The sequence below is a fragment of the Rhodococcus artemisiae genome, from assembly GCF_036327795.1.
GTDB classification, from domain to species: Bacteria; Actinomycetota; Actinomycetes; order Mycobacteriales; family Mycobacteriaceae; genus Rhodococcus; species Rhodococcus artemisiae.
This window is the reverse complement of the sequence record NZ_JAUTXY010000005.1, coordinates 172,296-198,714: the sequence shown is the minus strand read 5'-3', so window position 1 is coordinate 198,714 and position 26,419 is coordinate 172,296. Positions and strand designations below refer to the sequence as shown.

Genomic DNA, 26,419 nt, shown 5'->3' with positions numbered 1-26,419 from the left:
TTTCCTTACGTGTAGCGCGGTTCGCGCTTCTCGGTGAACGCGGCGAATGCCTCCAGCACGTGGGGTTCTCGGAGGTTCGCTGCCTGGGCGCTCGATTCGCACTCGAGCGCCTCGCTCAAAGTGCGGTCTATCCCGTTGTTGATCAGATCCTTCGTCCGGGCAAGAGCTCCGGAGGGGCCGCGCGCGAGCCGCTCGGCGATTTCGCCGGTGAACTCGTCGAGTTCGTCCGGTGCCGTGACCCAGGTGACCAGGCCGAGGTCGTGAGCCTCGGCCGCGCCGATCATGTCGGCCAGAAGCGTGAGTCGTTTGGCCTGCTGCAATCCGACGATGCGGGGGAGCAGCCATGACCCTCCGGTGTCGACGGACAGTGCCCGGCGCGAGAAGATCTGGCAGAACCGGGCGTCGGAGTCCGCGACCACCAGATCGCAGGCGAGGGCGAGGTTCCATCCGGCTCCTGCCGCGACGCCGCGGACCTTCGCGATCGTCGGCACCGGTAGTTCCTGCAGGAGGCGCAGCGTGTCGTTGACGGTCGCGATAAGCTCTGCGGGGTCGGGGAACTCATCGAACTCCGCGGCTGCGGCGATGTCGGCTCCGCTACAGAAGGTGCCCCCCGCCCCGGTGAGCACGACCGCGCGGATCGCATCGTCGTCGGCGGCTCCCCACAGCTGCTCGGCGAGCCCGACCCAGATACCCGGCGTGATCGCATTGCGGCGACCGGGCCGGTTGAGGGTGAGCGTGAGGATGCCGGCGTTGCGTTCGGTGAGCAGTGCGGGCTCGGAATCGATGGTCGTGTTGTTCACGTTCACCTGCTTCTTCACGGAGTGTGGCTGCCGGGGTCAGAGCTGGACGGGACCTCCGACGGACATCGGTGCGACGAACCCTCCGTCGACATGGATGTCCTGGCCGTTGACCCAGCCCGCGGCCGGTGATCCGAGGAACTCGATGACCGGCACGATGTCGGAGACGCGGGCATGTCGGCCGACGGTCGCCCTGACCGTGTCGAGCACTTCCTTGCCCATCGACGCCTCGAAATCGCCGAGGATCGGGGTTTCGGTCGGCCCTGGGCTCACGGTGTTGACGCGAACTCCGTACCTCTGCCACGCAGCCGCAGCGAGGCGTTTGGCGTAGAGGATCGCGGCCTGCTTCGAGGTGCTGTAGACCGGGTAGTTCGGATCCTGCCCGGCCTGCCAGCGTTCGACTGCGTCGGCGTCGGTGGACTCGAGGAGGCCGGCGAGTACGTCGATGCGGTCCTGCCAGCCGAGCGCAGCAACAGATGCGACCGTGACGACGGATCCGCCGCGTTGCATCAGGGGCAGCATGCCCTCGGCGAACAGGCGCATCCCGAGGTAGTTGACCTTCAGGACGTCGGCGGCCGGTGCTGTACCGGGGACACCCGCGACGTAGGCGAGCATGTCCCAGCTGTCGCCGATCGAACCGAGCAGATCGCGAATCTGCGCGGCGTCGCGCAGATCGCACTGCGCATGCTGCGAGGCCTTCGCGGCTTCGGGGCGGAGATCGACGGCAAGAACATGATCGCCCTGGTCGTGAAAGTGTGCGGCGGTTGCTGCGCCGATTCCGGATCCCGCCCCGACGACGACGATCCTGCGCTGCTCGGTGTTCATGTGGGCTCCGTGCCTTTCGCTTCAGGGGATTCGTGAAAGCTATATAGAATGCTTGACAGTAAGGCAGACTATAAATCACTCTGGGGTGGCTGACAAAGGCTTTGGGATACCGGCGGTGCCAGACGAGAAGTGCATCGCCCCGGACGGACTGCATCGGAACGGAGCGTTGCTTGTGAATCAGCGAACCGCCGTGGATCGGGCGCGAGTACTGGCGACCCCGGCCGCATACAAGGACGAGCAGAACTTGCACGCGAGCCTGTCCGAGGTGCGGAACGAGACTCCGGTGGTGCGGGTAGAGGTGCCGCGGTACAAACCCTTCTGGGCGGTCCTGCGGCACCGGGACGTCATGACCGTCGAACGGTCTCACAAAGTCTTCACCAACTGGCCGCGCCCGGTGCTCATGACCGCCGAGTCGGACGAGATGCAGGCGGCTGCCGGGGTACGCACCCTGATCCACATGGACGGTGAACAGCACCGGGTCATCCGGGCGATCGCGACCAACTGGTTCCGTCCGAAAGCAATGCGTGCCATGGAGTTACGGATCGAGGAGCTCGCCCGCAAGTATGTCGACAAGTTGGCGGCGGCAGGCGGAGAGTGCGATTTCGTGTCCGAAGTCGCGGTGAACTACCCGCTCTACGTCATCATGTCCCTGCTCGGGGTGCCCGAATCCGACTTCCCGCTCATGCTGCGGCTCACCCAGGAACTCGTGGGCAGCGACGACGACGAGTTCAAGCGCAGCACCCCCGCCGACGAGACGATGAACGCGCTGCTCGAGATGTTCGAGTACTTCCGGGTGCTCACAGCATCACGCCGTGAGAACCCCACGGACGACATGGCGTCGGAGATCGCCAACGCCCGCATCGACGGCGAACCGCTCTCGGACATCGACACGATGTCGTACTACACGATCATCGCGACCGCCGGCCACGATACGACCAGCAGTTGCATCTCCGGTGGGCTCCGCGCGCTGATCGATCACCCGGATCAGCATCGGCTGCTGATCGAAGACTTCGACCTGCTCCCGCAGACGGTGGAGGAGATGATCCGGTGGGTCACCCCCGTCAAGGCGTTCATGCGTACGGCGGCGGAGGACACCGAACTCGCCGGGGTTCCTATCGGTGCGGGGGACTCGCTCCTGCTGTCCTACGCATCTGCAAACCGTGACGACGAGGTGTTCGAGGACCCCTTCGCGTTCGATGTGCGGCGCACACCCAACAATCATGTCGCGTTCGGCTTCGGAGTGCACTTCTGCATGGGCGCGGGTCTGGCTCGCATGGAGATGAAGAAGTTCTTCGCCGAATTGCTCCCGCGTCTGAAGTCGATCGAGCTCACCGGCGAACCCGAACTGACTGCGACGACCTTCGTCGGAGGCCTCAAGCACCTTCCGATCCGTTACGAGATGTCGCACTGATGCTCGACAGCCCACCGACAGCCACAGATCCCCGAGGACTACTCATGACCAACGCCCGGACCTGGGACGACACTCTCGACGACCTCGCCCGCCGCCGGAACCACTCCCACGGGATGGGCGGGTCGGAACGGCTGGACAAGCATCGCGGCAAGGGCAAACTCGACGCCCGTGCCCGGATCGAGAGGCTGCTCGACCCGGGCACGTTCCACGAGTTCGGGACCCTCGTCGGCGGGGACACCCCAGCCGACGCCATCGTCACGGGTTCGGGCCTGATCAACGGATTTCCGGTCATGGTGGGTGCCGAGGACTTCACCACCGTTGCGGGCACGATCGCGCCGGGCAGCAACTCGAAGCGGTACCGTCTCGCGGAATTGGCGGTCCGCAACAAGGTCCCGCTCGTGATGCTCCTCGAGGGAGCCGGCTTCCGGCCTTCGGGCGACCACTACGGACGCACTCCCACCGACCTGCTCGCGCAGGCACAGTGCTCGGGCAAGGTCCCGGTGGTGACCGCCGTACTCGGTGCGTCCGCCGGGCACGGCGCACTGATCGCGCCGGTCTCGGACTTCGCGATCATGAGCCGGCACGGAGCCATCTTCACTGCCGGGCCACCCGTCGTGAAAGTGTCCACCGGGGAGGATGTGTCGAAGGAGGATCTCGGTGGGCCTGGTGTAGCGATCCCGAGCGGGCTGATCCACAACGTCACCGACACCGACGAAGAGGCCCTCGACGAGATCCGCCGGTACCTGTCCTATTTCCCGCCGAGCGCCTGGTCGTATCCCATCGCGGCCGAACCCGACGAATTCTCCGGGCCGCGGAAGACACCGGAACTGCTCGACATCATCTCCCGCGACAACCGCACCACCTACGACATCGCAGCCGTCATCGACGCGGTGTTCGACACGAAGGACTGGTTCGAGGTGCAGCCGGGTTTCGGCAGGGCGATCGTCTGTGCTCTGGCACATCTCGGTGGACACCCTGTTGCGGTGGTCGCGAACCAGCCGCAGGTGCTGGCCGGATCCATCGATGCCGACGCCGCTGACAAGGCTGCCCATTTCATCTCGGTCGCCGACGCGTTCCACCTGCCGATCGTGTTCCTTGCCGACAACCCGGGAATGCTGCCGGGCAGCGAGTCCGAACGTTCCGGTGTGCTGCGCAGCGGCGCACGCATGTTCGTCGCGCAGACCACCGCGACAACCATGAAAATGCATGTGACACTGCGGAAGGCATACGGCTTCGGGTCGATGGTGATGTCGCTGATCGGGTTCGACGGGCAGACGGCGGCGTATGCGTATCCCGGTGCGACGATGGGTGCGATGAGCGCTGCAGCGCTCAGTGGCGCATCGAATGCCGATGACGACCTGGGTGCGCAACTTCGGGAAATGGAACTCGAAGCGTCCTACCGTTCCGCAGAACACATGGGATTCGACGAACTCATCAGCCCCGACGAAACCCGGAACGCGCTTCTGACATCCCTCGAACGAGGAATTTATGCGCGACAGGTCGCAGCGGAACCCGTAGCCAGAACCGCGATCGTGCCCTGACGTTCCGGAAATACTGATGTTCCGGAAACACTGACGTTCCCCGACAGAGGAGTGAAGCAGTGCCCGAATGGACCCTCGGCGCGGTGTTCGACGCCGTCGCAGACGCTGTACCCGATCGCACCATGACCGTATGCAAGCAACGCAGAACCTCGTTCGGTGAAGCTTCTTTGAGCACAAGAAGATTTGCTAATTTCCTTGCCGATCGAGGCTTCGGTGCGCACACTCCCAGTGGCGAACTGGACCGCTGGGAGTGCGGCCAGGACCGCATCGCGATGATCATGTACAACGATCGGTACCCCGAGGTGCTGATCGGCTGTCTCAAGGCGCGCACCGTTCCGGTCAACATCAACCCCCGCTACACCGCGCGGGAACTCCGGGACCTTCTCGCATATCTTCAGCCACGGGGAATCGTGTACCACCGGTCGTTCGGGCCGGTACTGGCGGAGATCATCGACGACGTGGACCTTCTGGTGTGCGTCGACGACGACAGCGACACCCCCGAACTCGACGGCGCGGTTTCGTACGAGACCGCCGTCGAAATGGGCGATCCGGACCGGGTGATCACCGGATCTCCGGACGATGTGATGATGCTGTGCACCGGCGGCACCACCGGAAGCCCCAAGGCCGTGCTGTGGCGACAGAGCGACGTGTACGTGTCGTCGATGAACGGTGCCGATCACGACTCGGCCGAACCGCTGCAGGCATTGACCGCGCTGACGGGACAGAAGTGGTTCGCTGTGTCCCCGCTGTCGCACGCGGCCGGTACGTGGACCGCGTTCGCCGGACTTCTGGCGGGGCAGACCGTCGTGCTCTACGACGACCGCAACCCGTTCGACGCCCGCGACACACTGGATATCGTCGAGCGGGAGAACGTGGCATTGATGACCATCGTGGGCGACGCCTATGCCGGGCCTCTCGTCCGAGAGATGCGGCACCGGCGTCACCGTCTCGATTCGCTCCTCGCGATCGGAACCGGGGGCGCTGCAACGAATCCGGTGCACAGACGCGCGTTCCTCGAGTTGCTTCCGCATGTCACGGTTGTCGAAGGATACGGCTCGACCGAGACCGGGGGAATGGGTTTCGGGCGCAGCAGCAGCGGGGCCGAGGTCGACACGTTCGCCCCGATGCCGGGAGGGACGGCCGTCTCGCAGGATCGCACCCGGCTGCTGCGCCCGGGCGACGACGAGATCGGCTGGGCTGCCCGAACGGGTCGGGTGCCGCTCGGTTACTTCCGCGACCGGGATGCCACAGAACGCACCTTTCCCGTTGTCGACGGGGTTCGCATGGCGATACCGGGTGATCGCGTGACAATGGCGGATGACGGCACGCTGCGCCTGCTCGGCCGGGACTCGCTGGTCGTCAACACCGGTGGCGAGAAAGTGTTCGTCGAAGAGGTGGAGGAGGTGCTGCGCGTGTATCCCGGTGTCGCCGATGCGCTTGTGGTGGGGCGGCCCAGTGAGCGGTGGGGGCAGGAGGTCGTCGCACTCGTGCACCTCGAGCGTGAATCCAATTGCACTGCAGAAGAATTGGGTCAGGCATGCCGTGTGGAACTCGCCGGCTTCAAGATCCCCAAGGAGTTCGTGTTCGTACCCGAGATCCGGCGACTCGGCAACGGAAAGGCCGACTACCGGTGGGCGGCACAGCAAGCACAAAGCAGGGAGACAGGCATCCGATGACGGCGTCGACAACGAGGACCACGCCGGCGACCACCCCACAGACCGAGTTCTTCTGGACATCCGGCGCCGAGGGTGTGCTGAGGATCCAGGAGTGCCTCTCGTGCTCGGGGCTGATCCATCCGCCGCGCCCGGCGTGCCGCCACTGCCACGGCACCGATCTCGGCGTCCGCGTCGTCTCCGGGTCCGCGACGCTCATCGGCTTCACCGTCAACCATCGTTTCGCGCCGCCCGGGATGCTTCCGCCGTACATCGTCGCGCAGGTCGCGCTCGACGACGATCCGCGTGTGCGGCTGACCACCAACGTGGCCGGCTGCGACGAATCCGACCTCACCCTCGGCATGCGAATGGAAGTGCTGTTCGAGCAGGTCGACGACGTGTGGCTGCCGCAGTTCCGCCCGGCGTCGGAACCTGGTCCGGTCCGGGAACTACCTGCCGACGATCCCGACGCCGGAACCATCGCGCAGCGGGTGCGCCCGATGGTGAGCGCGGACAAGTTCGAGGATCGGGTCGCGCTGACGGGAATCGGCATGTCGCGCATCGGGCGCCGACTCATGGTCGATCCGCTGTCGCTCACGGTCGAGGCGTGCCGCGCTGCCCTCGATGACGCGGGTCTGACCGTCGACGACATCGACGGACTGTCCACCTACCCGGGAGCGGGATCGCTCGGCCCGTTCACCGAGGGCGGTGTCACCGCGCTCGAATCAACCTTGGGATTGCAGCCGACCTGGCACAACGGCGCCATGGAAACGTTCGGCCCGGGTGGGTCGGTGATCGCGGCGATGCTCGCGGTCGCGTCGGGGCTCGCCCGGCACGTGCTGTGTTTCCGCACGGTGTGGGAATCGACGTACAGCGAACTGGTCCGGTCGGGCCGCACCGTTCCACCGGCTGCGCCGTCGGATGAATGGTTCGCGCCGTTCGGTGCGGTGTCTGCGGCGCATCTGCTGGCGCAGACCGCGCAACGCCACTTCCATCGATATGGGACGCAGCGCGAAACCCTCGGGTGGATCGCACTGAACCAGCGTGCCAATGCGGCAGCGAACCCCACTGCGATCTACCGTGATCCGATGACGATGGACGACTATCTCTCGGCGCGTCCGATCACCACTCCGTTCGGTCTCTACGACTGCGACGTGCCGTGCGACGGAGCGATCGCGGTGATCGTTTCGGCCCGCGAGACCGCACGTGATCTGGCGCAGCCCCCTGTGTTCGTCGAAGCGGTCGGCACTCAGATCCTCGAGCGACTCGAATGGGACCAGAGCACCCTCACCCACGAACCGCAGGTGCTCGGTCAGGCCGCACACATGTGGAGCCGCACATCTCTGCGCCCCGGCGACGTCGACGTCGCGGAGCTGTACGACGGGTTCACGTTCAACTGCCTGTCGTGGATCGAAGCGCTGGGGTTCTGCGGAATCGGTGAAGCGAAGGACTTTCTGGTCGGAGGAGGAAACATTGCACCGGACGGAGCTCTCCCGTTGAACACACACGGAGGCCAGCTGTCGCACGGGCGCACGCACGGCATGGGACTGATCCATGAGGCGATCACCCAGTTGCGCGGCCATGGAGGTGCGCGTCAGGTCGCGGATGCGCGAGTCGCGGTGGTCACCAGCGGTGGGCTGACGCCGAGCGGAGTCATGTTACTGGAGGCCGGCCGATGAGCACCGCCGGCGTCGGAACGCCCGAGCACATCGGGGTGGACAGGCCGGTTGATCGTGTCGTCGGCGTGGACGGTGTGCCGATGTCGGCCCGTTGCGTGTATGTCGAGCAGCCGCGGGCTGTCGTCGTCGCATTGCATGGTGGAGCGACGACCTCCCGCTACTACGATTTCCCCGGCCTTCCCGAATTGTCGCTGCTGCGCACCGGAGTGGAATCCGGGTACACGGTTCTGGCGATCGACCGGCCCGGTTACGGTGCGTCGCCCGATCGCGATCGGGCGTTCGACGACCCGCAGCGCCGCGTCGATGCAACTTTCAGCGCGGTGGAGAGGTTGCTGGAAGAACGGTCTTGGGGTGCTGGACTTTTCGTGGTCGGGCATTCGGCGGGGTGCGACCTGGCAGTGCGGATGGCGGCCGATCCGCGAGGTGACGGACTGTTGGGATTGGAGATCGCCGGCACGGGCACCGACAAGTTCGAGGATGCACTGCGCATCATCGAAGGGATACGCGCGACGCGAAACCGTTCGACGATCCGTGATCTGCTGTGGCAACCGGAGGAGTTGTATCCGGAAGAGGTTCGTGGCGGGCGCTCACTGACCTCCGCGGCTCCGCACTACGAGACGGCGGTCGCCGTGCAGTGGCCGCGGGACTTTGCGCAGCTCGCACCGCAGGTGCGAGTTCCGGTGCGGCTCAGTTGCGCCGAGCACGAGCGGGTGTGGCGAACCGATGAGGAGGCAAGGACGGTGATTGCAGGGCTCTTCTCGTCGTCCCCGCGGTTCGTCGACCACACACAGCCCGCGAGTGGCCACAACATCAGCGTCGGGTTCGGCGCACCCGACTACCACAGGAGCGTGCTGGCGTTCGTCGAGGAATGCATCACTGAAGTCACCTGAACAAGTATCGTTCGAATCTTCCAATAGTGTTGTCGGTCAGTATAATTTGCACGGTTCGGCAATTCGGCAAATGAAGGGATTCATCATGGAGAAGCTCCGCAATTACGGTCTGCTCGTCAAGTACGTCGTCGTCACGCAGTGGCGCAAGATCCGCGGCACCGACCAGGGGGATCAGGCGCCGACCCCGGACCAGCGCGCTTGATCACCTGCTTTCGCCCGAGTGATCGCGGACCGTGAATTGGTGCGCAGCGCAGGATAATGAGATGGGTGTGGAGGTGAGGGCTTCATGGATCTCGGTCTCGGAGGCGCAGCGGCTGTCGTGGTGGGTGGAAGCCGTGGGATGGGATTCGCCACTGCCCGGTGCTTGGCAGAGGAGGGCGCGCGTGTCGCAGTCGTCGGTCGTTCGCAGGCCGGTGTCGAGGCCGCTGCCGAGTCCTTGTCAGGGTATGGAAGTCCCGACGCTGTAGGGTTCGCCGTCGATGTTCGTGATGGTGACGCAGTGTCCGAGCTCTTCGCCGATCTCGGAGGTCGTTGGGGCGGTGAGCTCAACGTGCTCGTCAACACCGTCGGACCGAACGCGCAGGGGGCATTCGACGTCCTGACCGATGACCAATGGCGCGATGCCGTCGATGACGGTGTGATGTCGATGGTGCGCTGCGTGAGATCGGCCCTCCCACTTCTCCGTTCCGCCCAGTGGGCACGCATCGTCAACTTCTCCGCGCAATCGACTCGTCGACAGAGTGTTCCGCTCGTGGCATACACTGCGGCGAAGTCGATGTTGACGAGTGCGTCGAAGAATCTGTCGCAACTCCTGGCGCCCGACGAGATTCTGGTGAACGTCGTCTCCCCCGGAACCATCGTCACCCCGTCACTGATCGAATGGGCGATGTCGGTGGGGGTCGAATCGAGCGACCCGTACGCTCTGATGGACGCCATCGGCGCACATTTCGGGCATCCGGCGCAGATGCCGCGTGCGGGACTACCGGAGGAGGTGGGCCCGCTGGTGGCATTCCTGGCCTCCCGGCGGAACTCGTACATCACCGGAGCCGACATCAACATCGACGGCGGCTCGGACTTCACCTGATGGTTTGCCGGCACTGCCTCATGGGTGCACGCCTTTCGACAAGTCACGCGCTGAGGCGTCACCGTCGGAAAGTCAGGTTGTCGCGGCCGCGCCTGTGCACAGCGTCGATGCGGCGCAACAGTTCCTGGTGCACTACCTCGTTGGTTGCCGGAACCACACGAATGTCGCGTGCCGGCGCGAACATGTAACGACCGTCGTCGACGACATCGAACCAGCCGATGTCGGATTCCGTGGTGAAGCGGCCGTGAGCATTCGGGGCGAGCAGCCGGATGCTGCCCGCGCCGGAACGGTCGCGGAGGAGGAGGCGGCGCAGCGCCCGCGGTTCGTTCTCGCCGATCTGCTCCCTCACGGATGTGGTGCCGCCGGGTTCGGTGAGTTCACGCATCGACGCGGCTCGCGCCTTCTCACGTCCGCATGGCGCATCCGGGATCTGTGCGACGACGGTACGGGGAAGCGCGTCCGACCGGACAGGAGTGATCTGGATGTCGCCGGAGTCGTGCTGACGCGCGACGACGGCGAATGCACCTTCAACTCCACCACGCACACGTACGTCTGCATTCCCTACGGTGCTGTACACCTCGACGGCTACCTCGCCCGAGTGCAGAATGCGGATCGCGTGCTCGAGGCGCGGATCGGCCAGTTTGCGCCGCCACTCGTGGGCGGCGTGCAGGTCGGCGTCGTGTTCGTCCTCCCACATCGACGTCGACCGATAGCGCAGGGGGAACGGAAATTCGTCGCTTCCCGCCGTGGTCCACAGCGACAGGAAACGGTCGGGCGTGACACTCCAGGTCAAATCGGGTCAACTCCTAGGACAGGCGGGGCGGTGTCGGGGAGCGACCCGATCAGTTCGGTGCCGTGATCGTTCGTGACGAGGTAACTCGCGACCCTTCGTTCATCGTCGTTGTCGCGCTGCTGTCCGCCCATCATGCCGGGATACATGCCCATCGGACGCATCGAACCGGCGCGGGCGGCGGCTCCTCCCTGTTGGGACGCGGCGGGCGCGGGGACGGCAGCCGCGCCGACCCCACCGACAGCGCCCGGTCCGAGCGCGGAGCCACCACCACCGGCCGAGTTGCCACCGCCGAAGCCTCCACTTCCCGGAATGCCGGATCCCGTTGTCGAAGAACCATACGGTTGACTTGTCATGCCGCCGGGAAGAGTCGATGTCGGGGACGTCGAGGTCGGTGACGTGCGGGTCGCTTCCGACTCGGCCGAGCCCGCGCCCTCGGATCCTGCAGACTGCGGCTGTCCGTCCAGGGAACTCTCGGTCGCAGAACTGTCGGTCGTATTGCCGCCATCCGGTGGGGTCGCTGCCGATCCGGACGGCTGACCGCCCGCTGCCCCGCTCCCATTCGAGGACGACGCGGAACTATTGTCGCCGGATGCGGATGGGTTGCCGAACCCGGGTGCACCCACGCCCACGCCCACGCCCATGCCCGCGCTTGCTGAGCCGCCGTCGGCGGTGTCCTGGTGCACGACGCCGGCGGCGTCCTGGGGCGCAGGCAGAACGGGTACCGCGGACCCGGAATCGCGGTAGTACGGCTTGTAGAGCGATTCCATGACGCGAATCGCCTGCTGCCGTGCAGCCTCGTCCCGGCGCTCTCTGTCAGCCGCGGCGACGGGGCTGAGTGCGTCCATCGGCAACGGGACGGAGTTCGACGGGGGAGTGACCGACGACTTCACTCGCGCGCCCACATCTGCGGCGATCTGTAGCTTCTCCGACACCGCGAGCGACGCATCGCTCAACCGCTGGGCGGAGGTGCCGAACAATTCCGTCGCCGACGATGCGGCGTCCGCCGCGTCGCCTTCCCAGTGCTGCGCGATCTTGTCGCGGATCATGGCGGTGGCCATGGAGACCGTGAAGCTGAAAACTGTTCCGAGACTCCTCCATTCGTTCGAGAGCGTGGTCATCGCGAGGGGGCTGATCGTCTGGCTGAGCTGATGGATCGCGGCGTGTTCCATGCCGTGGAAGTTCTCGAACTGCGCGATGTAATCGGGGTCGACGCCGCTGTCCACCCGCCCGGCCAATTCGTCGTGGCGGGCTTGGCGACGCGCGACGGACTCCGGTGGCACGGACCCCAGCAGCGGGGTGAGCAGTTCGTGGATCGGGTTGTCGGTGTCGGACATCGTCACAACTCCTGTTCGATGTTGGCGAGCCGGCGGGCCCAGTCGAACTCTGCGTCGAGAAAGGCTTCGCCGCCGGAGGCGAAGGCGTCGCGGAGATGGGTGAACGCGACGATGAACTGCTCGACGCGCTCCTTGGCCGATTCGGGCGTGCCTGCGCCCTTGCGCGCGAAGCCGGCGGCGAGTTGTTTGGCGGACTCGAACTCGCCGAATCCCTCAGCTCGGCCGAGGAACCCTGCAATCTCGGCTGCCTTGTCGAGTTCCGCGAGCACGGTGTCGCAGATGGCGAGGATCTCGTCGATCACATGTGGTTCGAGGCGGACGAACTCGCTCACTGTGGCTTCTTTCCGGGGTTGTTCTCGATGAACGGTTCGAACAGCGCGACGGTGTCGTGCAGACCACCGCAGCGCTCGTCATGCGTAAGCGTGCGGGTATGGTCGGCGTGGTAGAGGCGGTCGAAAATGACGATGCCGAAGTCGGTCTGTACGGCGATGGCGCAGGTGTTGTCCGGCGTCGGGTCGTACTCCAGTAGTGCGCGGCGCCCGTTGACGGACGACTCACTCGCGATGTCGCCCTCTTTGGCGAGTTCTTCGTCGATCGTGACATTTCCCGCGAGGATGCCGAGCCCGTAGGAGCGGATCACCCCGGGGATGGCGACCGGAGCGCGGTATTTGCACCCGATGAAGGTGTAGTGCTCCATCGGATAGTCAGCCGAGTCCTCGGTGCGGGGGTCGTAACCGGCTTCGACGAGGACGTCGTCGGGGATGTCGAGGCAGGGGTCGAAAGTGATATCGGGTCGGCCCGACTCGTCCGTGAGACGTGGCGCGCGGGTCGTCGGCGTCGTCGTGGTCTCTTCCACGGCGACCGCGGTCGCGTCGCTCGCGGTGGTGCAGCCGCTGAGTGCGACACCCGCGGTGATTGCGGCCGCCCCCACTCTTGCCGCACTGAAAAGACGTGGATACGTCATTGCCAAGGATCCCCCCCGATCCGTCCGGTCGGGCAGATATTAACGCAGATCCGGACACTCGTCCGAGCCAGTGCCGACGCTGCGAAACTTTCCCCCAGTCGCGCGGGTTTCCGTTGCCACACGACCCACGGCAACCCGGACAACGCGAGGAAAGTTTCGTGCGAGGCATTGGGATCTGTATCACAATCGGTTGTCCGTTCATCCAGCAGACAATTGAGTGACCACTGTTCACGGCATCGTGTGCCCCGACCCATAGAGGAAGTGCGGCTCGTGAGTACTCCCACCTCGACCGACAGCCCGGAATCCGCAGCCGAGCGATACCTGTCCACAGCAGTGAAAGCAGCTGCGCGGGTCGCCGACATTCCCGATTCGGTGACGCCGCGTCCGATCAACCGAGTCGCGGTGATCGGTGCAGGCACCATGGGCTCGGGAATTGCCATGGCGTTCGCCAATGGAGGCGTGTCGGTCGCGTTGATCGAGCAGAGCCCCGAGGCGCTGGACCGGGGGATCGGCACGGTTCGGAAGAACTACGAGTCGTCGGCCTCCAAGGGCAAGATCACCGCTGAGCAGGCGCAGGAGCGTGTGGCGCTGATCGAACCGCACCTCGACTTCGCGGCAGTCTCCGACGCGGATCTCGTCATCGAAGCCGTCTTCGAGGACATGGATGTCAAGAAGGAGGTGTTCGGCACGCTCGACGCACTGTGCAAGCCCGGGGCGATTCTCGCGTCGAACACCTCCCGCCTGGACCTCGATGAGATCGCGCGCAGCACGTCCCGCCCGCAGGATGTGATCGGGCTGCACTTCTTCAGCCCGGCGCACGTGATGAAGCTCGTCGAGGTGGTGCGTGGCGACGCCACCGCCGACGATGTCGTCCTCACTTCCATGACGCTCGCGCAGACGATCGGGAAGGTTCCGGTGCTCGCGAAGGTCTGCGAGGGCTTCATCGGCAACCGGATGCTCACTCCGTATCGTCGTGAGGCCGATTTCCTGCTCGAGGAGGGCGCGAGCCCGCAGCAGGTCGATGCGGCGTTGAAGGCGTTCGGGTTGGCGATGGGGCCGTTCGCCATGGCGGATCTGGCCGGCAACGACATCTCGTGGGCTGCGCGCAAACGGCTCGCGCCGACGCGGCCGAAGGATCTCCGTTACTCGCGGGTGGCCGATACTCTCTGCGAGGCAGGGCGCTTCGGGCAGAAGACCGGGTCCGGTTATTACACGTACGAGCAGGGGAGTCGCACACCGGTTCCGGACCCGGCCGTGGATGAGGTCATCCGTAGGTGCGCGGTCGAGGACGGTATCGAGCGTCGCACGATCACCGATGAGGAGATTGTGGATCGCTGCATCTTGGCGTTGGTCAATGAGGGTGCTGCGTTGCTGGGTGAGGGTATCGCTCAGCGGGCGTCCGATGTCGACGTCGTCTACACGAACGGTTACGGATTCCCCAAGCATCGCGGTGGCCCGATGCATTATGCCCAGACAGTCGGTCTCGACGTGGTGCTGCAGAAGATCCGTGAATTCGAGAAGGTTCACGGTCGGGTGTGGGCACCGGCTCCGCTGCTGGTCGAGCGAGTCGAGGGTGGGCACAGCACCTTCTCCGCATAGGCGTACAAGATGACTGTAGGTGTACCGAAATTTCGGTACACCTACAGTCATCTCGGGCCTCTACTGCATCTCGATGCAGCCGGACAGTTCACACTCCCCGCACAGTGGGTTTGATGACTTTCATCGGGAAGCTCGAGGAGACCTTCTGGATTCCGGGAATGGTCTGTACCTTCTCGCTCAGGAAGTGTTCGTAGGCCGCGAGGTCGGCGACGGCGATGCGGACGAAGTAGTCGGGTGACCCGAACAACCGATACAGCTCCTGCACTTCGTCGAACGAGCTCATTGTGGTCTCGAATGTATCGATGCTCTTCCGATCGAAGTTCGTCATCTCGATGTCGACGAGCACCTCGAAGCTGCGACCGACGGCCTCCGGAGCGAGGACAGCGCGGTAGCCGACGATGATCCCTGCGGCCTCGAGTCGCTGCACTCGCCGTAGGCATGGCCCCGGCGTCAATCCCACGCGTTCGGCCAGAGCAACGTTCGGTATCCGAGCCTCCCGGTGAAGAACCTCAATTATTGCTCGATCCAAATCATCCATAACCAATAATTGCACGATCTGGGTATCCAACGGCAGAATCGGCAATCAAATGCCGCGTCATAAATGAGATTCTTGAACCTATGACGCAGGTGTGTGAAAAGGTCGAATTCTCACGGCGGCAAGAAATCAGCACGGGTATCCGGCTCTCGCTTGCGGCCGGCTTGGGCATCTTTCCGATCGGCGTGGCATTCGGACTTCTCGTAGTGCAGTCGGGGCTTCCCTGGTGGGTCGCGCCGGCCATGTCGATCGTGGGATTCTCCGGTTCGCTCGAACTGCTCCTGATCGGGATGATGGCTGTCGCCACGCCGCTCGCGCCGATTGCGCTCACCACCTTCCTCGTCAACTTCCGGCACGTGTTCTATGCGTTCTCGTTCCCGTTGCGAGTAGTGCGCAATCCCATCGCCCGTTTCTATTCGGCCTTCGCGCTCGTCGACGAGGCCTACGCTGTCACCTCCGCGCGACCCGAGGGATGGACCTCGTGGAGACTGCTGTCGATGCAGCTCGCCTTCCACAGTTACTGGATCAGTGGAGGGCTCGTCGGATTGGCTGTCGCAGGTCTGCTGCCAGGGCCTGTCGTGGGGCTGGAATTCGCGCTCTGCGCGCTGTTCCTCACCTTGACGCTCGACGCGTGCCGCACCGGAAAGCAGGTGCCCTCTTTGCTCATGGCGGGGGCGAGTTTCGCGTTCGCGACCCTGCTGACACCCGACGCCGTCATGTTCACCGGACTCGTTCTGTTCGTGGCGGCGCTCATCGTGCGCTACGTCGCTACGCAGCGGAGGGTCGAGCATGCCTGAAAGCTGGTATATCGTCGCCGTTCTCGGGGTCATGTTCATGATCACCTTCGCGTTGCGTGCTGTTCCCTTCGCGGTGATCGGACCGCTGCGGGAATCGGTGTTCGTGGCGACGTTGGCGATGTGGATGCCGGTCGGGATCCTCGGGTTCTTCGCGCTGTCGACGTTGCACAACTCTGCGCTGACCGCTACGGGAGCCTACGTGTGGGAAGCCGCCGTGGCCGCGGCCGTCACGATCATCACGCATCTCGCATTCGGTCGCCGCACCCTCGTCAGCGTCGGCCTCGGCACGTTGACGTTCGTCGCGCTCGTCAACGTCTTCTAGGGATACAGCGACCTCGTAGTCCGTAGACTGGCAGCACGCGGGTGCCGCACGAGAGCCCGGCGCCCGACTCCCGGCCGGGAGGGGCCATGCGCACACGGACACGGGCGACGATCGTTGTCGCGGTGGCATTGTTGGTGCTGCTTGCCTTCGTGCCACCGATCGTGCGTGCGTACACGGATTGGTTGTGGTTCGGCGAGGTCGGATTCCGGGGGGTGTGGATCCGAGTGTTCCTCACCAGGTGGGTGGTGTTCCTCGTCGTCGCCGTGCTGGTCGGGGGTGCGATCTTCGCCGGGATGGCGGTGGCGTTCCGGACCAGACCTCTGTGGATGCCGTCGCGCGGCGACCCGCTCGAACCGTATCGCCGGGTAGTACTGCAGCGGGTCCGAGTATTCGGTATCGGTATCCCTGTGATCATCGGTATGCTGGCAGGGGTTATCGCACAAAGTAATTGGGCAACCGTCCAATTGTTCTTACATGGGGCAGCGTTCGGCTCCGTGGATCCGGAATTCGGGCTCGACGTCGGCTTCTTCGTATTCGATCTGCCGTTCTACCGGTGGGTGCTGGGCTGGCTGTTCGTCGCGGTGTTCCTGGCGGGAATCGCGAATGTCACCACGAACTATCTGTTCGGTGGGATCACCGTCGGCGGCAAGTTACGCAACGTGTTCTCCTCGCCTGCACTGATCCAGGTGGCGGTGCTGGCCGGAGTTTTCGTGTTGCTCAAAGCCGTTGCCTACTGGCTCGACCGCTACGCGCTGGTGTCGGCGGGTCATCGTGAGCCTGCCTTCGCCGGCGCGGGATACACCGACATCAATGCGGTCCTTCCCGCAAAGTTCATCCTCTGCGCCATCGCGTTGTTGTGCGCGGTGGCGTGTTTCGCGGTGATCAAACTTCGGGACCTGCGGATCCCGCTGCTGGCACTGGCGTTGCTGTTCTTGTCGTCGATCCTGGTCGGGGGCGTCTGGCCGTTGGTGGTCGAACAGTTCTCAGTGCGGCCGAACGCCGCAGTGCGCGAAGCCCCGTACATCGAACGTGGCATCGAGGCAACGCGGCAGGCCTATCACGTCGGGGACGACACCGTCGAATACGTCCCGTACCGGGGGGTCGGTACCACGCCGCCCCAGGACGTCCCCCCCGACGTCACGACCATCGCCAATATCCGGTTGCTCGACCCTGACGTGCTGTCGCGCACGTTCACGCAGCAACAGCAGTTGAAGAACTTCTACGAGTTCCCCCGCAACCTCGACCTCGACCGCTACCGGATCGACGGGGAAATGCGGGACTTCGTGGTGGGAGTGCGTGAACTCTCACCCGAGCGACTCACCGGGAACCAGACCCATTGGGTCAACAGACATACCGTCTACACCCACGGCAACGGGTTCGTCGCTGCCCCGGCCAACCGGGTCAACGCGGCGGTGCGGGATGCGACCGATGGCGCGTCGAGCAGCGACAGCGGATACCCGCTCTACACGGTGAGCGACATTGCGACGCACGGTACCGAGCAGTTGATCCCGGTCGAGCAGCCCCGCGTGTACTTCGGTGAGGTGCTCGGACAGTCCGGGCAGGAGTACGTGATCGTGGGCGGTGAACCCGGTGAGGCACCTCGCGAGTACGACACCGACACCTCGTCCTACACCTACGACGGCGAGGGCGGTGTCTCCATCGGGAACTGGTTCAACCGGCTCGCGTTCTCGGCTCGCTACGGCGAACGCAACATCATCTTCTCCAACGAGATCGGCTCGGAATCGAAGATCCTGTTCCACCGCGATCCCGCCGAACGGGTGCACATGGTGGCACCCTGGCTCGAGACGGACACGAATCCGTATCCGGCAGTGGTGGACGGGCGGATCGTATGGATCGTCGACGGATACACCACGGCCGACGGTTATCCGTATTCGCAGCGCAGTGCGCTTCCCGAGCCGGACGCACTGCGTCCCCAGGCGATCAATTACATGCGGAATTCGGTGAAGGCCACCGTTGATGCCTACGACGGCACCATCACTCTCTACGAGGTCGACTCCGCCGACCCGGTGTTGCAGACGTGGATGAGCGTGTTCCCCGGCACCGTCCGACCCGAGAGCGAGGTGCCCGACGACCTGCGCGCCCACTTCCGTTATCCGGAAGATCTGTTCCGGGTCCAGCGGGATATTCTGGCTCGCTACCATGTCGATGATCCGGTGGAGTTCTTCACCACCAACGCATTCTGGTCGGTGCCGAGCGATCCCACCGTCGACGCGAATCCGAATCAGCCGCCGTACTACGTGCTCGTCGGCGACGAGGAGACCGCGCAACCGTCGTTCCGGCTGGCAGGAGCAATGGTCGGATTCCATCGAGAATTCTTGTCCGCCTATATTTCTGCGCGCTCCGACCCGGATGGGTACGGGAAGATCACGGTGCTCGAACTGCCGACCGACAGTCTCACCCAGGGGCCGCAGCAGACGCAGAACTCGATGATCTCGGATACGCGTGTCGCGTCGGAGCGCACTCTGCTCGAACGATCGAACCGCATCCACTACGGCAATCTGCTGACGCTGCCGATCGCCGACGGCGGGGTGCTCTACGTCGAACCGCTGTACACCGAGCGGATGTCTGCGGCGACCGACGGATCGACCTTCCCGCAGTTGGCGCGGGTGCTGGTGAGTTACCGCGACCCGCAGACCGGCGGTGTCCTCGTCGGGTACGCCCCGACGTTGGCGGAAGCGCTCGATCAGGTGCTCGGTCGCGGTGCGGGGAGCGCGGCGACACCTCCGGGCGGCGACGCCGCGACCGTGCCCGAGGAAGTGCCGCCGCCGGCGGAGGGGCTCATGCCCGCTGAAACCCCGGAAGCAGCCGCGGCGACCCCGGAAGTAGCCGCGGCCGCGCAGAACCTGCAGGCCGCCCTCGAAGAGCTGCGATCAGCGCAGCGGAACGGAGGCTTCCGCACATTGGGTGCCGCACTGGATCGGCTGCAGTCCGCGGTGGACGCCTATGTCGCCGTCACCGGAGGTCAGTGAACCGCCCCGACCAACCGTAATGAGAGGTCGGCGTAGAGGGAGCTGAGAGTGTCGGGTTCGTGGTATCGACCGGCCGGATACCAGCGGCAGATGTCGACGCACAGCGACATGAGGGCGAGGGTGACGCCCTCGGCGTCGGGCACCGTGAATTCACCCGAGGCGATCCCGAGGTCGACGACGTCGCGCACCACCCGGGTCGTGTCCCGCCGCAGACCGGTGATGACGCGGTAGTGGCCGGGCTCGAGTGCGGTCAGTTCGTACTGGATGACGCGGGCGCGTCGATGATTCTCTGCCTGCCACTGAGCGAAGCGCCGGATGATCGACGTGAGGCGTGTCGTGGCGTCGGCGTCGGGCAGGTCGGCTTCGCGGACCACCTGCAGCGCGAAGGCGTGACCCTCGTACGCGATGGCGTAGAGGAGATCCTCCTTCGACTTGTAGTGCGGGTACATCGCAGCCGGGCTCATGTCGAGGCGCGCGGCGATCTGCCGCGTGGTGGTGCTGCCGTAGCCGTTCTCCGCGAACGCTTCGATCGCGGCCTCCCGCATGCGCGCGGCGGCCTTGGAGCTGCTGATCACGGTGTTCTCGGGTGCGCTCACGGTGGGCCCGGCCTCCTTTCACTTTCTGGTTGACAAGCAAACCACAGCGTCGTTTAATAAGCGAACGCTTATAATCTAAGCGCGTGCTTATCTAAGAGGAGCAGTTGAATGCGACGCACCCTGTACGGCCCCGACCACGAAGCGTTCCGCGAGTCCGTCCGCGAGTTCGTGAATCGGCTCGTACTTTCCCGTGCCGAGGAGCTCATCGAGCGCCACGAGATCCCGCGCGACATCTGGATCGAGGCCGGTAAGGCCGGAATCCTCGGGCTCGAGATCCCCGAGCGTTTCGGTGGCAGCGAGGCCGGTGACTACCGCTTCAACGCGGTCGTCGCCGAGGAGATGGCCCGCGCGAACATGGCGCTGTCGTCGTCGATCGGTATCCACTCCGACATCACCGTTCCGTACATCGTTCACCTGGGGAACGACGAGCAGCGCGAGCGCTGGCTCCCCAAGTGCGCAACCGGTGAGCTGATCTGCGCGATCGGAATGACCGAACCGTCCGGCGGATCGGACCTCGCGAACCTGAAGACCACTGCGGTGCGCGACGGCGACGACTGGATCCTCAACGGTGCGAAGACGTTCATCACCAACGGCTACAACTGCGATCTCGTGGTCGTGGCAGCCCGCACCGATCCGAGCAAGGGTGCGAAGGGTATCTCGCTGCTCGTCGTCGAGCGCGGGATGGCGGGCTTCGAGAACGGCCGCAAGCTCGACAAGGTGGGCCAGCCCGAAGCCGACACCGCCGAGTTGTTCTTCGAGAACGTGCGTGTCCCGCACGCCAACATGCTCGGCGAAGAGGGCATGGGCTTCATCTCGATGATGAAGCTGCTGCCGCAGGAACGCCTCGGCTCGGCCATCAACAATGTGCACCACGCCAAGCAGATCCTGCTCGAGACCATCGAGTACGCGAAGGAGCGCAAGGCGTTCGGCAAGGCCATCGGCACCATGCAGTACAACAAGTTCCTGCTCGCCGAGCTCGTGACGAAGATCGAGGTCGCGGAGGCGTACGTCGACCAGGCGGTCGAGGCGCACGCCGATGGTGAGCTGACCGCGGTCGACGCCGCGAAGGCGAAGTGGTGGAGCGCACAATCCCAGTCAGAGGTACTGGATGCGTGCGTGCAGATCCACGGCGGCTACGGTTTCATGAACGAATACCGTGTGGCCCGCGCCTGGAAGGACGCCCGCGTGACGAAGATCTGGGCGGGGACGAACGAGATCATGAAGGAACTGATCGGCCGCGACCTGGGCCTGTAGCCCGGTTACGACAACCAACGAGGAGCATGTAATGCCCGAAGCTGTGATTGTGTCCGCTGTCCGCTCGCCCATCGGGCGCGCCATGAAGGGCTCGCTCAAGACCGTCCGCCCGGACGATCTGGCGACGCAGATGGTGGCTGCTGCACTGGCGAAGGTCCCCGAGCTCGACCCCGCGGAGATCGACGACCTCATGCTCGGCTGTGGTCAGCCGGCCGGTCAGTCGGGCTTCAACATCGCTCGTGTTGTTGCAGTGCAGCTGGGATACGATTCCCTGCCCGGTGTGACCGTCAACCGGTACTGTTCCTCGTCGCTCCAGACCACCCGCATGGCGCTGCACGCCATCAAGGCGGGCGAGGGCGACGTGTTCATCTCGGCGGGTGTCGAGTCCGTGTCGAGCTTCGTCACCGGCAATGCCGACGGCCTGCCCGACACGAAGAACCCGCTCTTCGACGACGCGCAGGCGCGCAGTGCCAAGCTCGCCGAGGGTGGCACCGCGTGGACCGACCCGCGCGCCGAGGGGCTGATCCCCGACGTCTATCTCGCCATGGGGCAGACCGCTGAGAATGTCGCCTCCTTCACCGGCATCTCCCGTGAGGATCAGGATCGCTGGGGCGTCCGCTCGCACAACCGCGCCGAGGAAGCCATCGAGTCGGGCTTCTTCGAGCGGGAGATCACCCCGGTCACGCTCGCCGACGGCACTGTGGTGTCGACCGATGACGGCCCGCGTCCCGGTACCACCTATGAGGCCGTCAGCCAGCTCAAGCCGGTGTTCCGTCCCGACGGCACCGTTACCGCCGGCAACGCGTGCCCGCTCAACGACGGTGCTGCCGCTCTGGTGATCATGTCCGACACCAAGGCCAAGGCTCTCGGCCTGACGCCGCTCGCACGTATCGTGTCGACGGGTGTGTCGGGTCTGTCGCCCGAGATCATGGGCCTGGGCCCGATCGAGGCCGTCAAGAAGGCACTGGGTCGCGCGAACATGGGTATTTCCGACATCGACCTGTTCGAGATCAACGAGGCGTTCGCCGTGCAGGTGCTCGGTTCCGCTCGTGAGCTCGGAATCGACGAGGAGAAGCTCAATGTGTCCGGCGGTGCGATCGCGCTCGGCCACCCGTTCGGCATGACGGGGGCGCGCATCACGAATACGCTTCTGAACAACCTTCAGACCCACGACAAGCAGTTCGGTGTCGAGACCATGTGTGTCGGTGGTGGCCAGGGTATGGCGATGGTGCTCGAGCGCCTGAACTGATCCGACCATAGGTTCGGGCTAAGTCACCGTTAGGCCGCATGTCTGAAAAGGCATGCGGCCTAACGCGTTTCGGAAGTCTTTTCTTTTGTAATCAGACCGTAGATGGGCTATACAGGGTGTAGCCCCCGTCACATGAGGAGATCGCTGCATGTCCGTACTCGACAGGTTCCGCCTCGACGACCGCGTCGCGATCGTCACGGGCGCCTCGTCCGGGCTCGGTGTCGCCTTCGCGCAGGCTCTCGCAGAAGCGGGAGCCGACGTGGTGCTCGCGGCCCGTCGCGTCGACCGGCTCGAACAGACCGCAGAACTCGTCCGCGCGGCGGGACGACGGGCCGTCACCGTCGAAACCGACATCGCGGATCCCGATCAGGCGCAGCACATGGTCGATGCGGCAGTCGAACAACTCGGCAAGGTCGACATCCTCATCAACAACGCCGGGATCGGAACTGCGGTGCCGGCAACCAAGGAAACTCCCGATGAGTTCCGGCGGGTCATCGACATCAACCTGAACGGATCGTACTGGGCGGCGCAGGCGGCCGGTCGCGTCATGCAGCCCGGTAGCTCGATCCTCAACATCTCGTCGGTCCTCGGCCTGACCACCGCGCGTCTGCCGCAGGCCGCGTACGCAGCGAGTAAGGCCGCGATCATCGGGCTCACCCGAGACCTCGCTCAGCAGTGGGGTACGCGCAAGGGCATTCGCGTCAATGCCCTCGCACCCGGCTTCTTCGAAACCGAGATGACCGACGAATACCTGCCCGGCTATCTCGACAGCATGAAGCCGCGCATCGTCCTGGGCCGCACCGGCGACCCGGAAGAAATCGCCGCCACCGCAGTGTGGTTGGTATCCGAGGCGGCCGGGTATGTCACCGGCCAGACCATCGCGGTCGACGGTGGCCTCACCATCAACTGACCGCACCACTTCACGGAGGTTTTCAGTGAGCTCAACTGTCCGCACCGCCATCGTCACCGGAGCCGCACGTGGTATCGGTGCCGCCGTCGCCAAGCGTCTGGCCGCCGACGGCATGCAGGTCGCCGTCCTCGACCTCGACGCTGCTGCCTGCGCCGACACCGTGTCCGCCATCGAGGCCGCGGGCGGCAAGGCGCTCGCCGTGGGCGCGAACGTCGCCGACGAAGCCTCCGTGGCCGCCGCTGTGGAGAAGGTCGCCGAGGAATTGGGCGATCCCACTGTGCTGATCAACAATGCGGGCATCACGCGCGACAATCTGCTGTTCAAGATGACGGTCGACGACTGGGATGCCGTCATGAGCGTCCATCTGCGCGGCGCTTTCCTCATGGCACGCGCCACTCAGAAGTACATGGTGGACAACAAGTTCGGCCGTATCGTCAACCTGTCGAGCACGTCGGCGCAGGGCAACCGCGGTCAGGTCAACTACTCGGCTGCCAAGGCCGGCATGCAGGGATTCACGAAGACCCTCTCGATCGAACTCGGCAAGTTCGGCGTCACCGCCAACGCGATCGCCCCGGGCTTCATCGCGACCGAGATGACGGCCGCGACCGCCGAGCGCGTCGGTGCGTCGTTCGAGGACTACAAGGCCGCTGCCGCGTCGCAGATCCCCGTCGCCCGTGTCGGTGAGCCCGAGGACATCGCGCACACCGCGTCGTTCCTCGCATCCGAGGGTGCCGGCTTCGTGTCGGGTCAGGTCATCTACGTTGCCGGTGGTCCGAAGGACTGAGCTGGTTCGACTCGCGGCGCCGCGGTCCCGGAAGGGGCCGCGGCGCCGTTTCGTGTGCGGGAAAGCCTCGACGCAAGCATCGAGCGGTACTTGACGTCACGTATACCGTTCGGTCTACTATGTGTGACGCATGTACACATATACATTTCCCTGCCGATTACTGAGGTGACCGCCATGACCGACACCGCACTGTCCGAGGTTGCGTCCCCGCCGGGAGGTGCTCCGCCGCAAGCCATGACGAGCCTGCGTCGCGGGGCGATCCTGGTCGTCGTCTGCCTGGCGGAACTGCTGGTGCTGCTCGACAACACCGTCGTCAATGTGGCGTTACCGTCGATGGGCGTGAGCTTGGGCGCCGGCTTCTCCGGGCTGCAATGGATCGTCGACGCCTACACCCTGACCTTCGCCGGACTGCTGTTGGCCTGCGGACACCTCGGCGATCGGTTCGGACGTCGGCGCGTGATGCTGATCGGACTGGCCGGCATCGCAGTGATGTCGGTCGGCGGAGCATTGGCCACGAGCGTCGGTATGGTCGTCGCTGCCCGCGCCGCGATGGGTGTGTTCGCTGCGGCCGTGTTCCCCGCGACCCTGGCGCTGGTCACCATCACATTCACCACGCCGAAGGCGCGCGCGGCGGCGATCGCGGTGTGGACCGCGATGGCAGGTTTCGCAGTGGCCATCGGACCGACCGCCGGCGGATGGCTGCTCACGCACTTCTCCTGGCACTCGGTGTTCTGGATGAATGTTCCGATCGCCCTCGCAATCCTCGTTGCGGCCCGGTTTGTGCTCCCGGAGTCGCGCACCAATGCGCATGGCAGGCTCGACGTCCTCGGCCTCGTCCTCTCGTTCGCCGGAATCGTCACCCTCGTGTGGGCGATCGTCGAAGGGCCCCGCCACGGATGGGTCTCCCCGACGACCATCGGGGCGTTCGTATTCGGAGCGGCCATGATCGCAGTGTTCGTGTGGCGCGAAACCCGTGTCAGCAACCCGGTGCTCGATGTGAGGCTCTTCCGCAACCGGAGGTTCTCGCTTCCGGCACTGTCGATCGCCGTCGCCTACTTTTCGATGTTCGGATTCCTGTTCCTGATCACCCAGTATTTCCAGGGCATCCAGGAATACTCCCCACTCGAGTTCGGGATCCGCTCGCTGCCGTTCGCGGCCGCCGTGCTCATCGCGGCACCGGCCGCAACCATGCTCGCTCAACGCGTCGGTACGACGGCGGTGCTGATCGGTGGATTCGTCATCCTCGCAACGGGAATGGGGATCGCCGGTCAGGTCACCGTCGAATCTCCGTACGTAGGAATCGTGCTGATATCGATGATCCTGATGGGCCTGGGTTTGGCAATCGTGCAGGGGCCGGCCACCGAATCGATCATGGGATCGGTGGAGCTGGACGAGGCCGGCGTGGGTTCGGCAGTCAACGACACCACGCGTGAAGTCGGCGGAGCATTGGGCGTTGCAGTGTTGGGATCGATCGTCGCGTCGGCATATACGGACAGGGTGGCCCCCCTCGTCGACACGATCCCGGATTCCATGATGGACCCACAGCAGAAGGACTTCGCACGCCAGTCCGTCCTGACCGTTCTGGAGATCCGCAAGCACGACGTCCCAACGATGTTCTCCGACAGCAAGGACCACCTCATCTTCACGATGAAGGCAGCCGCGCTCGACGGGTTCCAGATCGCGTCATACGCGACAGTGGGTCTGGCGATCGCCTGCGCGATCGCAGTGGCCGCACTCCTTCCGTGGAAACGTCCAGAGAGGGGATCGGTTCTGCTCGGCTGGATGCAGTCTCCCTCATCGGACGAGACGCCCACTACCGGAACCTGAAACAATCGGGTCCATGACGGAATCCGTACGGGAGCGTTTGATCGGTAGCGCCGTCGAGCTGGTGCAGCGCCACGGCGTAGCGGGCACGTCCGTGGCAGATCTGCTCGAGCGCAGCGGGGTCGCGCGCCGGTCGGTGTATCTGCACTTCCCCGGCGGGAAGAACGAGCTGATCACCGCATCCGTCGAGGAAGCCGGGAATACCATCGGAGCGATGATCGAGCGGCTCGTCACGACTCAGTCCCCGCCGGAATCGTTGAGCGCGTTCATCGAGTTCTGGAAGCACCTGCTCACCGGCTCCGACTTCGAAGCGGGATGTCCCATCGCGGCCGCCGCCTACGGTGGTCAGGAGGCTCCCGAGGCACGTGAGCAGGCGCATCGGGTGTTCGCGCACTGGCAGGATCTCCTCGTCCCGCGCCTCACCGCGTACGGCATCGACGAAGCGGACGCGTCCGCCGTGGCGACCACGACGATCGCCGCCATCGAGGGTGCGGTGATGCTGTGCCTCGCCGACCGCGACACCGCACCACTAGATCGTGTCCATTCACAGCTGCAGAGACTGCTGCCGCCGCAGACCGGCTGACAGCAG

At 64.9% G+C, this 26,419-nt stretch carries 25 protein-coding genes; 17 read left to right on the top strand and 8 right to left on the bottom strand.

Going from position 1 to position 26,419, the window contains the following annotated elements:
• Positions 1-5: 5 nt before the first annotated feature.
• Complete coding sequence (locus Q7514_RS13350; protein WP_330133749.1) at positions 6-800, bottom strand: enoyl-CoA hydratase/isomerase family protein; 795 nt, start codon at positions 798-800, stop codon at positions 6-8.
• Between the two features lie 36 nt (positions 801-836).
• The gene (locus Q7514_RS13345) at positions 837-1,622 is read right to left on the bottom strand and encodes a coniferyl-alcohol dehydrogenase (RefSeq protein ID WP_330133748.1); all 786 of its coding nucleotides are present in this window, start codon (positions 1,620-1,622) and stop codon (positions 837-839) included.
• A gap of 172 nt (positions 1,623-1,794) precedes the next feature.
• On the opposite strand from Q7514_RS13345, the gene Q7514_RS13340 reads away from it, so the two are divergent.
• The 7 genes from Q7514_RS13340 to Q7514_RS13310 all read left to right on the top strand — a co-directional run bounded on the left by Q7514_RS13340 (position 1,795) and on the right by Q7514_RS13310 (position 9,879).
• A complete protein-coding gene (locus Q7514_RS13340) occupies positions 1,795-3,033 on the top strand; it encodes a cytochrome P450 (protein ID WP_330133747.1) in 1,239 nt (412 codons plus the stop codon).
• 44 nt (positions 3,034-3,077) lie between these two features.
• Positions 3,078-4,574 (top strand): acyl-CoA carboxylase subunit beta, encoded by a 1,497-nt coding sequence (locus Q7514_RS13335; protein WP_330133746.1) that lies wholly within the window; start codon positions 3,078-3,080, stop codon positions 4,572-4,574.
• 59 nt (positions 4,575-4,633) lie between these two features.
• A complete protein-coding gene (locus Q7514_RS13330) occupies positions 4,634-6,250 on the top strand; it encodes an AMP-binding protein (RefSeq protein WP_330133745.1) in 1,617 nt (538 codons plus the stop codon).
• Positions 6,247-7,905, top strand: a complete 1,659-nt coding sequence (locus Q7514_RS13325; protein WP_330133744.1) for a thiolase C-terminal domain-containing protein — start codon at positions 6,247-6,249, stop codon at positions 7,903-7,905. The genes Q7514_RS13330 and Q7514_RS13325 overlap by 4 nt, the downstream gene beginning before the upstream one ends.
• Positions 7,902-8,795, top strand: coding sequence for an alpha/beta hydrolase (locus tag Q7514_RS13320; RefSeq protein ID WP_330133743.1), 894 nt, complete (start codon positions 7,902-7,904; stop codon positions 8,793-8,795). The genes Q7514_RS13325 and Q7514_RS13320 overlap by 4 nt, the downstream gene beginning before the upstream one ends.
• A gap of 70 nt (positions 8,796-8,865) precedes the next feature.
• Positions 8,866-8,997, top strand: a complete 132-nt coding sequence (locus Q7514_RS13315) for a hypothetical protein (RefSeq protein ID WP_330133742.1) — start codon at positions 8,866-8,868, stop codon at positions 8,995-8,997.
• An 84-nt stretch (positions 8,998-9,081) separates the two neighbouring features.
• Positions 9,082-9,879, top strand: coding sequence for an SDR family NAD(P)-dependent oxidoreductase (locus tag Q7514_RS13310; protein ID WP_330133741.1), 798 nt, complete (start codon positions 9,082-9,084; stop codon positions 9,877-9,879).
• 58 nt (positions 9,880-9,937) lie between these two features.
• Here the strand turns inward: Q7514_RS13310 and Q7514_RS13305 are convergent, their stop codons facing one another.
• Genes Q7514_RS13305 through Q7514_RS13290 form a run of 4 tightly spaced genes read right to left on the bottom strand, consistent with a single transcriptional unit; the run spans position 9,938 to position 12,970 of the window.
• The gene (locus Q7514_RS13305) at positions 9,938-10,672 is read right to left on the bottom strand and encodes an ESX secretion-associated protein EspG (protein WP_330133740.1); all 735 of its coding nucleotides are present in this window, start codon (positions 10,670-10,672) and stop codon (positions 9,938-9,940) included.
• Entirely contained in the window at positions 10,669-12,006 is a 1,338-nt protein-coding gene (locus tag Q7514_RS13300) for a hypothetical protein (protein ID WP_330133739.1), read from the bottom strand. The genes Q7514_RS13305 and Q7514_RS13300 overlap by 4 nt, the downstream gene beginning before the upstream one ends.
• Before the next feature lie 2 nt (positions 12,007-12,008).
• Positions 12,009-12,338 (bottom strand): hypothetical protein, encoded by a 330-nt coding sequence (locus Q7514_RS13295; RefSeq protein ID WP_330133738.1) that lies wholly within the window; start codon positions 12,336-12,338, stop codon positions 12,009-12,011.
• Positions 12,335-12,970 carry a DUF3558 domain-containing protein gene (locus Q7514_RS13290; protein WP_330133737.1) on the bottom strand — a complete coding sequence of 212 codons (636 nt, stop codon included), beginning with the start codon at positions 12,968-12,970 and terminating at the stop codon, positions 12,335-12,337. Before Q7514_RS13290 ends, Q7514_RS13295 begins: the two co-directional genes overlap by 4 nt.
• 270 nt (positions 12,971-13,240) lie before the next feature.
• On the opposite strand from Q7514_RS13290, the gene Q7514_RS13285 reads away from it, so the two are divergent.
• Positions 13,241-14,569 carry a 3-hydroxyacyl-CoA dehydrogenase gene (locus tag Q7514_RS13285; RefSeq protein WP_330133736.1) on the top strand — a complete coding sequence of 443 codons (1,329 nt, stop codon included), beginning with the start codon at positions 13,241-13,243 and terminating at the stop codon, positions 14,567-14,569.
• Between the two features lie 88 nt (positions 14,570-14,657).
• Here the strand turns inward: Q7514_RS13285 and Q7514_RS13280 are convergent, their stop codons facing one another.
• Positions 14,658-15,107 carry an Lrp/AsnC family transcriptional regulator gene (locus tag Q7514_RS13280; protein ID WP_330133735.1) on the bottom strand — a complete coding sequence of 150 codons (450 nt, stop codon included), beginning with the start codon at positions 15,105-15,107 and terminating at the stop codon, positions 14,658-14,660.
• 80 nt (positions 15,108-15,187) lie between these two features.
• Here Q7514_RS13280 and Q7514_RS13275 point away from each other — a divergent pair, with 80 nt between their 5' ends.
• The 3 genes from Q7514_RS13275 (at position 15,188) to Q7514_RS13265 (ending at position 19,213) form a co-directional block, all read left to right on the top strand.
• Entirely contained in the window at positions 15,188-15,901 is a 714-nt protein-coding gene (locus tag Q7514_RS13275; RefSeq protein WP_330133734.1) for an AzlC family ABC transporter permease, read from the top strand.
• On the top strand, positions 15,894-16,223 hold the full coding sequence (locus tag Q7514_RS13270) for an AzlD domain-containing protein (RefSeq protein ID WP_330133733.1): 330 nt from the start codon (positions 15,894-15,896) through the stop codon (positions 16,221-16,223). Before Q7514_RS13275 ends, Q7514_RS13270 begins: the two co-directional genes overlap by 8 nt.
• Before the next feature lie 86 nt (positions 16,224-16,309).
• Entirely contained in the window at positions 16,310-19,213 is a 2,904-nt protein-coding gene (locus Q7514_RS13265) for a UPF0182 family protein (protein WP_330133732.1), read from the top strand.
• Here the strand turns inward: Q7514_RS13265 and Q7514_RS13260 are convergent.
• Positions 19,207-19,758, bottom strand: coding sequence for a TetR/AcrR family transcriptional regulator (locus tag Q7514_RS13260; protein WP_330133931.1), 552 nt, complete (start codon positions 19,756-19,758; stop codon positions 19,207-19,209). The two genes, Q7514_RS13265 and Q7514_RS13260, sit on opposite strands and share 7 nt — an antisense overlap.
• A 159-nt stretch (positions 19,759-19,917) precedes the next feature.
• Here Q7514_RS13260 and Q7514_RS13255 point away from each other — a divergent pair, with 159 nt between their 5' ends.
• The 6 genes from Q7514_RS13255 (at position 19,918) to Q7514_RS13230 (ending at position 26,413) form a co-directional block, all read left to right on the top strand.
• The gene (locus Q7514_RS13255; protein WP_330133731.1) at positions 19,918-21,063 is read left to right on the top strand and encodes an acyl-CoA dehydrogenase family protein; all 1,146 of its coding nucleotides are present in this window, start codon (positions 19,918-19,920) and stop codon (positions 21,061-21,063) included.
• 31 nt (positions 21,064-21,094) lie between these two features.
• Entirely contained in the window at positions 21,095-22,312 is a 1,218-nt protein-coding gene (locus Q7514_RS13250) for an acetyl-CoA C-acetyltransferase (RefSeq protein WP_330133730.1), read from the top strand.
• A 148-nt stretch (positions 22,313-22,460) separates the two neighbouring features.
• The gene (locus Q7514_RS13245; protein ID WP_330133729.1) at positions 22,461-23,222 is read left to right on the top strand and encodes an SDR family NAD(P)-dependent oxidoreductase; all 762 of its coding nucleotides are present in this window, start codon (positions 22,461-22,463) and stop codon (positions 23,220-23,222) included.
• Positions 23,223-23,247: 25 nt separating this feature from the next.
• Positions 23,248-24,006, top strand: coding sequence for a 3-oxoacyl-ACP reductase FabG (fabG, locus tag Q7514_RS13240; protein WP_330133728.1), 759 nt, complete (start codon positions 23,248-23,250; stop codon positions 24,004-24,006).
• A gap of 234 nt (positions 24,007-24,240) precedes the next feature.
• Positions 24,241-25,833: an MFS transporter gene (locus Q7514_RS13235; protein ID WP_330133930.1), complete on the top strand. Its 1,593-nt coding sequence runs from the start codon at positions 24,241-24,243 to the stop codon at positions 25,831-25,833.
• 13 nt (positions 25,834-25,846) lie between these two features.
• Positions 25,847-26,413, top strand: a complete 567-nt coding sequence (locus tag Q7514_RS13230) for a TetR/AcrR family transcriptional regulator (RefSeq protein ID WP_330133727.1) — start codon at positions 25,847-25,849, stop codon at positions 26,411-26,413.
• Positions 26,414-26,419: the final 6 nt, after the last annotated feature.

What these genes read in the sequence shown, in the direction of transcription:
- Q7514_RS13345 (WP_330133748.1), bottom strand. Translation starts at nt 1,622, where the DNA reads ATGAACACCGAGCAGCGCAGGATCGTCGTCGTCGGGGCGGGATCCGGA.
- Q7514_RS13335 (WP_330133746.1), top strand. Translation starts at nt 3,078, where the DNA reads ATGACCAACGCCCGGACCTGGGACGACACTCTCGACGACCTCGCCCGC.
- Q7514_RS13325 (WP_330133744.1), top strand. Translation starts at nt 6,247, where the DNA reads ATGACGGCGTCGACAACGAGGACCACGCCGGCGACCACCCCACAGACC.
- Q7514_RS13320 (WP_330133743.1), top strand. Translation starts at nt 7,902, where the DNA reads ATGAGCACCGCCGGCGTCGGAACGCCCGAGCACATCGGGGTGGACAGG.
- Q7514_RS13315 (WP_330133742.1), top strand. Translation starts at nt 8,866, where the DNA reads ATGAAGGGATTCATCATGGAGAAGCTCCGCAATTACGGTCTGCTCGTC.
- Q7514_RS13310 (WP_330133741.1), top strand. Translation starts at nt 9,082, where the DNA reads ATGGATCTCGGTCTCGGAGGCGCAGCGGCTGTCGTGGTGGGTGGAAGC.
- Q7514_RS13300 (WP_330133739.1), bottom strand. Translation starts at nt 12,006, where the DNA reads ATGTCCGACACCGACAACCCGATCCACGAACTGCTCACCCCGCTGCTG.
- Q7514_RS13290 (WP_330133737.1), bottom strand. Translation starts at nt 12,970, where the DNA reads ATGACGTATCCACGTCTTTTCAGTGCGGCAAGAGTGGGGGCGGCCGCA.
- Q7514_RS13280 (WP_330133735.1), bottom strand. Translation starts at nt 15,107, where the DNA reads ATGGATGATTTGGATCGAGCAATAATTGAGGTTCTTCACCGGGAGGCT.
- Q7514_RS13275 (WP_330133734.1), top strand. Translation starts at nt 15,188, where the DNA reads ATGACGCAGGTGTGTGAAAAGGTCGAATTCTCACGGCGGCAAGAAATC.
- Q7514_RS13270 (WP_330133733.1), top strand. Translation starts at nt 15,894, where the DNA reads ATGCCTGAAAGCTGGTATATCGTCGCCGTTCTCGGGGTCATGTTCATG.
- Q7514_RS13265 (WP_330133732.1), top strand. Translation starts at nt 16,310, where the DNA reads ATGCGCACACGGACACGGGCGACGATCGTTGTCGCGGTGGCATTGTTG.
- Q7514_RS13260 (WP_330133931.1), bottom strand. Translation starts at nt 19,758, where the DNA reads ATGCGGGAGGCCGCGATCGAAGCGTTCGCGGAGAACGGCTACGGCAGC.
- Q7514_RS13255 (WP_330133731.1), top strand. Translation starts at nt 19,918, where the DNA reads ATGCGACGCACCCTGTACGGCCCCGACCACGAAGCGTTCCGCGAGTCC.
- Q7514_RS13250 (WP_330133730.1), top strand. Translation starts at nt 21,095, where the DNA reads ATGCCCGAAGCTGTGATTGTGTCCGCTGTCCGCTCGCCCATCGGGCGC.
- Q7514_RS13245 (WP_330133729.1), top strand. Translation starts at nt 22,461, where the DNA reads ATGTCCGTACTCGACAGGTTCCGCCTCGACGACCGCGTCGCGATCGTC.
- Q7514_RS13235 (WP_330133930.1), top strand. Translation starts at nt 24,241, where the DNA reads ATGACGAGCCTGCGTCGCGGGGCGATCCTGGTCGTCGTCTGCCTGGCG.
- Q7514_RS13230 (WP_330133727.1), top strand. Translation starts at nt 25,847, where the DNA reads ATGACGGAATCCGTACGGGAGCGTTTGATCGGTAGCGCCGTCGAGCTG.